This window comes from Geodermatophilus sp. SYSU D00710, from assembly GCF_054050195.1.
In genome coordinates, this window is the sequence record NZ_JBJGYX010000111.1 from 1 (window position 1) to 5,339 (window position 5,339).

5 protein-coding genes and 1 tRNA gene are annotated in these 5,339 nt (G+C 77.6%); 4 read left to right on the plus strand and 2 right to left on the minus strand.

The window, feature by feature from the left end; all coding sequences use genetic code 11:
• Window positions 1-45: 45 nt before the first annotated feature.
• Together ACI78U_RS24725 and selD are read right to left on the minus strand one after the other, a co-directional pair.
• Entirely contained in the window at window positions 46-621 is a 576-nt protein-coding gene (locus ACI78U_RS24725) for a hypothetical protein (protein WP_456878099.1), read from the minus strand.
• Window positions 622-753: 132 nt separating this feature from the next.
• Complete coding sequence (gene selD, locus ACI78U_RS24730) at window positions 754-1,761, minus strand: selenide, water dikinase SelD (RefSeq protein ID WP_456878100.1); 1,008 nt, start codon at window positions 1,759-1,761, stop codon at window positions 754-756.
• A gap of 23 nt (window positions 1,762-1,784) precedes the next feature.
• Between selD and ACI78U_RS24735 the strand changes: the two genes are divergently transcribed.
• From ACI78U_RS24735 to ACI78U_RS24750, 4 genes are all read left to right on the plus strand, one after another.
• Window positions 1,785-1,880: transfer RNA gene (locus tag ACI78U_RS24735), tRNA-OTHER, on the plus strand.
• A 35-nt stretch (window positions 1,881-1,915) separates the two neighbouring features.
• The gene (gene selA, locus ACI78U_RS24740; RefSeq protein ID WP_456878101.1) at window positions 1,916-3,226 is read left to right on the plus strand and encodes an L-seryl-tRNA(Sec) selenium transferase; all 1,311 of its coding nucleotides are present in this window, start codon (window positions 1,916-1,918) and stop codon (window positions 3,224-3,226) included.
• Window positions 3,217-4,962: a selenocysteine-specific translation elongation factor gene (gene selB / locus ACI78U_RS24745; RefSeq protein WP_456878102.1), complete on the plus strand. Its 1,746-nt coding sequence runs from the start codon at window positions 3,217-3,219 to the stop codon at window positions 4,960-4,962. Before selA ends, selB begins: the two co-directional genes overlap by 10 nt.
• 51 nt (window positions 4,963-5,013) lie before the next feature.
• A partial coding sequence (locus ACI78U_RS24750) for a PH domain-containing protein (RefSeq protein WP_456878103.1) occupies window positions 5,014-5,339 on the plus strand: 326 nt, incomplete at its 3' end.

Here is a 5,339-nt window from a genome sequence, read left to right on the forward strand (position 1 = left end):
GTCCGGCGGGCGACAGCGCGCCCGCCGGACCGCCGCGGGACGGGTCTACGCGCGACCGGGCGGGCAGGTGACGTTGTCGTGGGACAGGCCGCCGTTGTCCAGGTCGAGCTCGGCCCCGAGGTCACCGGTCAGCGAGACGTCCCCGGAGACGAGCGCCTCGCGGGAGAGGGAACGGCCGACGGTGCAGTCGTAGAGAGGCTGTCGCTCCGCCTTGCCGACCCCGGTCCAGGTCAGGTCGACGTCCACCGTCCCGGTCAGGGACTCCGGCGCCAGGCCCTGCGAGCCGTCGTCCGCCGCGGTGCAGGTGTAGTCGTAGGTCACCTCCAGGCGGGCCGAGTCCAGCCGGTCGACCTCCGCGACGGCCACGTCCTCGCCGCCCACCGTGCAGGAGAGGCCTTCGCGGTGCAGCCCGAACCGGACCACGGTCCCCGAGCCGCGCACCTCCTCGACGGTCACGTCCGCGACGAGGCCTTCGCCACCGGTGAACAGCGCCCAGCCACGGTAGGCGGTGTAGGTGCCGGCGCTCTCGGGAGGTGCCGCGGCCGCGGACCCCGCCGCCGTCCCCATCGCCGCCGTGGCCAGCAGCACGGTCAGTGCCCGGCCGACCGTCCTCGTCCTCATGCCGTCCTCCTCACCAGCCGGTCCCGGGAACTCCGGGTTCGGTGAGCGGGAGGGTGACAGCGGCCGGTCCGGAGCCGAAGCGGATTTCGCGCGGCCGGCCGGGCCGGACGGCGCGTCGGACGCGACGCGCCGTCAGCGGACGACGACGGCGGCGTCGCGGCGCGGCACGAACTCCCCGATGACCGGCGCGCCCGGCACCTCGCCGGCCAGCAGCAGCCCGCCGGAGGTCTGCGCGTCGGCCAGCAGCAGCGCCTCGTCCCCGTCCACCGCGGACAGGTCGGTGTGCGGCCGCACCCAGTCGAGGTTGCGCCGGGTGCCGCCGGAGACGAACCCGTCGGCCAGCGCCTGCCGGGCCCCGGCCAGGTAGGGCACGGCGGCGGCGTCGACCACCGCGGTCACCCCGCTGGCCCGCGCCATCTTGTAGAGGTGGCCGAGCAGGCCGAAGCCGGTGACGTCGGTGCCGGCGCGGACGCCCGTGGCCACCGCGGCCCGCGAGGCGTCCCGGTTGAGCGCCGTCATCGAGGCGACCGCCTCCTCGCTCACCTCGCCGGTGGCCTTCATCCGGCTGTTGAGCACGCCCACGCCCAGCGGCTTGGTCAGCGACAGCGGCGCCCCGGCGACGGCGGCGTCGTTGCGGATCACCCGGTCGAGGTCGACCAGGCCGGTGACCGCCATCCCGTACTTGGGCTCGGGGTCGTCGACGGAGTGCCCACCACCGACGTGGCAGCCGGCCTCCTGCGCGACCTCCAGCCCGCCGCGCAGCACCTCGGCGGCGAGGTCCGCGGGCAGCACGTCGCGCGGCCAGCCGAGCAGGTTGACCGCGACGACCGGGGTCCCGCCCATGGCGTAGACGTCGGAGAGCGCGTTGGCCGCGGCGATCCGCCCGAACGTGTAGGCGTCGTCGACGACGGGGGTGAAGAAGTCGGTGGTGAGCACCAGTCCCTGCCCGCCGGCGATGCGGACGACGGCCGCGTCGTCGCCGTCGTCGAGGCCGACGACCAGCTCGGCGGCGGGGTCGGCCGGGCCGGTGCGGGTCAGGCCGGCGACGACGGCCTCCAGCTCGCCGGGCGGGATCTTGCAGGCGCACCCGCCGCCGTGCGCGTACTGGGTGAGCCGGGTACGTGCGGGCGCGGTCGTCACGCCGTCACCGTAGGCTGCCCGGCGGAGGCGTCAGGGTGTCTGGTGGCCCCCGCGGCCTCTAAAGCCGACGTGACCGAGCAGCTCGGTCAGGCGGGTTCGATTCCCGTCCGCCTCCGCCAGCTCCCGCGGGCCGGCGCGCATACGCTCCGCAGCGATGAGCGCCGACCCGCGGCGGGCCGTGCCCCGCACCGACACGCTGCTGGCCGAACCCGCGCTGGCCGACGCCGCCGCCCGGCTGGGCCGCGAGCTGGTCAAGGACGCCGTCCGCGCGGTGCAGCAGCGGGTGCGCGAGGGCGCGCTCGCTCCCGCGGACGCCGTGGCCGCCGTCCTCGCCGCCCTGCCCGCGACCGCGGGCAGCCTGCGGCCGGTGCTCAACGCCACCGGGGTCCTGGTGCACACCAACCTCGGGCGGGTGCCGCTGTCGCGGGCCGCGGTCGAGGCGGTGGTGGCGGCCAGCGGCACCACCGACGTCGAGCTGGACCTGGGCACCGGCCGGCGCGGGCCGCGGGGGGAGGCGGCGCTGTCCGCGCTGCTGGCCGCGGTCCCCGCCGCGGAGGCCGCGCTGGTGGTGAACAACTGCGCGGCGGCGCTGGCCCTGGTGGCCACGGCGCTGGGCGGCGAGCTGGTCATCGCCCGCGGAGAGCTGGTCGAGATCGGCGACGGCTTCCGCATCCCCGCCCTGCTCGAGTCGACCGGCGCCCGGCTGCGCGAGGTGGGGACGACGAACCGGGTGACCCTCGACGACTACCGCGACGCCCTGCACGAGGACACCGGCGCGGTGCTCAAGGTGCACCCGTCGAACTTCGTCGTCCGCGGCTTCACGCGGGCCGTGCCGGTGCACGAGCTGGCCGGGGCGCTGGCGAACAGCGGCGTGCCACTGGTGGCCGACGTCGGCTCGGGCCTGCTGCGGCCGCACCCGGCGCTGCCCGACGAGCCGGACCTGCAGACGACGCTGGCCGGCGGCGCCGACCTGGTGCTGGCCAGCGGCGACAAGCTGCTCGGCGGCCCGCAGGCCGGGCTGGTCCTCGGCCGGGCCGACCTGGTGCAGCGGCTGCGCCGGCACCCGCTGTACCGGGCGCTGCGCGTGGACAAGACGACCCTCGCGGCGCTGGAGGCCACCCTGCGCGGCCCGCTGCCGCCGGTGCAGCAGATGCTCGGCGCCGACGTATCCGGCCTGCGCGCGCGGGCCGGCGCCCTGGCAGACCGGCTCGCCGCCGCCGGCGTGGACGCGGTCGCCGTGGACTCCGCCGCCCGGGTCGGTGGCGGGGGAGCGCCCGAGCACCCGCTGCCCAGCGCGGCCCTCTCGCTGCCTGAGCCGTTCGCCGAGCCGCTGCGGCTGGGCGAACGGCCGGTCGTCGGGTACGTGGCCGACGGGCGCACGCTGCTCGACCTGCGCAGCGTGCCGCCGTCGTCGGACGACGAGCTGGCCGCCGCGGTGCTGGAGGTGGCCCGCTCGTGCAGGTGATCGCCACCGCCGGGCACGTCGACCACGGCAAGTCGACGCTGGTCCGCGCGCTCACCGGCATGGAGCCCGACCGGTGGGAGGAGGAGCGCCGCCGTGGGCTGACCATCGACCTCGGCTTCGCCTGGACGACGCTGCCCTCGGGGCGGGTGGTCGCCGTCGTCGACGTGCCCGGGCACGAGCGGTTCGTGGGCAACATGCTCGCCGGGGTCGGGTCGGTGCCGGCCGCGCTGGTCGTGGTGGCCGCCGACGACGGCTGGTCGGCGCAGACCGCCGAGCACGTCGCCGTCCTCGACGCGCTCGGCGTGCGGCACGCGCTGCTCGCCGTCACCAAGGCCGACCTCGCCGACCCCGCGCCGGTGCTCGCCGACGTCACCGAGCGGCTGGCGGCCACCTCGATGGGGACGGTGCCGGGCGTGGCGGTCAGCGCGCCCACCGGCCGCGGGGTGCCCGAGCTGACCGCCGCGCTCGAGACGCTGCTGGCCGGCCTGCCCGCCCCCGACGCCGGCGCGCCGGTGCGGCTGTGGATCGACCGCGCGTTCCCCGTCCGCGGCGCCGGCACCGTGGTCACCGGGACCCTCGCCGCCGGCTCGGTGGCCACGGGCGACCGGCTGCGGCTGCACGACCGGGAGGTGGGGGTCCGCGGCGTGCAGTCCCTGGGCCGGCCGGTGGAGCGGGCGACGGCGACCGCGCGGGTGGCGCTGAACCTGCGCGGCGTCGCCGTGGAGGACCTCCGCCGCGGCGACGCGCTGCTCACGCCGGGCGCCTTCCGCGACACCGCCGAGGTCGACGTCGTGCTGGCCCGCGAGGCCGACGGCCGGCTGCCGGCCGAGGCGGTGCTGCACGTGGGGTCGGCGGCGGTGCCGGTGCGGTTGCGGCCACTGGAGGGCACGGCGGTCCGGTTGCGCCTGGCCGCGCCGCTGCCGCTGCGGGTGGGCGACCGGGTGCTGCTGCGCGACCCCGGCGCCCGGCGGGTGGTGGGCGCCGACGTGCGCGACGTCGCCCCGCCGGAGCTGCGCCGCCGCGGCGCGGCGCGCCAGCGCGCCGCCGAGCTGGCGTCGCAGGCCACCGGCCCGGCCGGTGCCACCGCCGACCTGGTCCGCCGCCGCGTCATGCGGGTCGAGGACTTCACCGCGATGGGCTGGCCGGTGCCCGACGACGCCGTCCGTGCCGGGCCGTGGCTGCTGGCGCCGGGGCTGGTCGAGACGCTGGCCCGGCGGGTACCGGGGCTGGTGGCCGCGCACCGGCAGGCGTTCCCGCTCGAGCCCGGCCCGCCGGTCGCCGTCGTCCGCCGCCAGCTGGACCTGCCCGACGACGACCTGGTGCGGCTGGCGGTGCGCCCGCCGCTGGCGCTGCGCGAGGGCCGCGTGGTGGTGGCCGCCGCGGGGCTGCCGGCGGCGGTGCAGCGCGCCGTCGACGGCATCCGGGCACGGCTGGCCACGGACCCCTTCGCCGCGCCCGACGCCGAGCAGCTGCGGGCCGCCGGACTGGGTCCGCGCGAGCTGGCGGCGGCGGTGCGCGACGGTCAGCTGGTGCGGGTCGGCGAGGGCGTGTACCTGGCACCGGGCGTCGAGACGGTGGCGCGCGAGCGGCTGGCCGCGCTGCCGGCGCCGTTCACGCTCAGCCAGGCGCGCTCGGCGTGGGGGACCTCCCGCCGGGTGGCCGTGCCGCTCGCCGAGTGGCTGGACGCCCGCGGGGTGACCGACCGGCTGCCCGACGCCACCCGACGCCTGCGCTGACAGATCCGGTACGGCACCGTCTCCGTCGCCGGCGACATCGCCCCGCTGCTCGTGCCCGGCGAGCAGGTGCACCTCGCCTTCAAGACCGTCCGGGACTTCGTCGCCTTCACGAGCAAGCGGCTGATCGCGGTGAACGTCCAGGGCTTCTCCGGCGAGAAGCGGGACTCCACCTCCCTGCCGTACAGCCAGATCCAGGCGTTCTCCGTCGAGACGGCCGGGACGTTCGACCTCGACGCCGGGCTCGACCTCTGGTTCAGCGGGACTCAGAGCACGACTGCTCCCGCTCCCCGTGGCCGGCTCCGCCGGCTCGATCAGGTGACCGCCACCCAGGTGGTCCGAGCGGAGTCGTGCTCTGCACACACCTGTGTGCAGAGCAC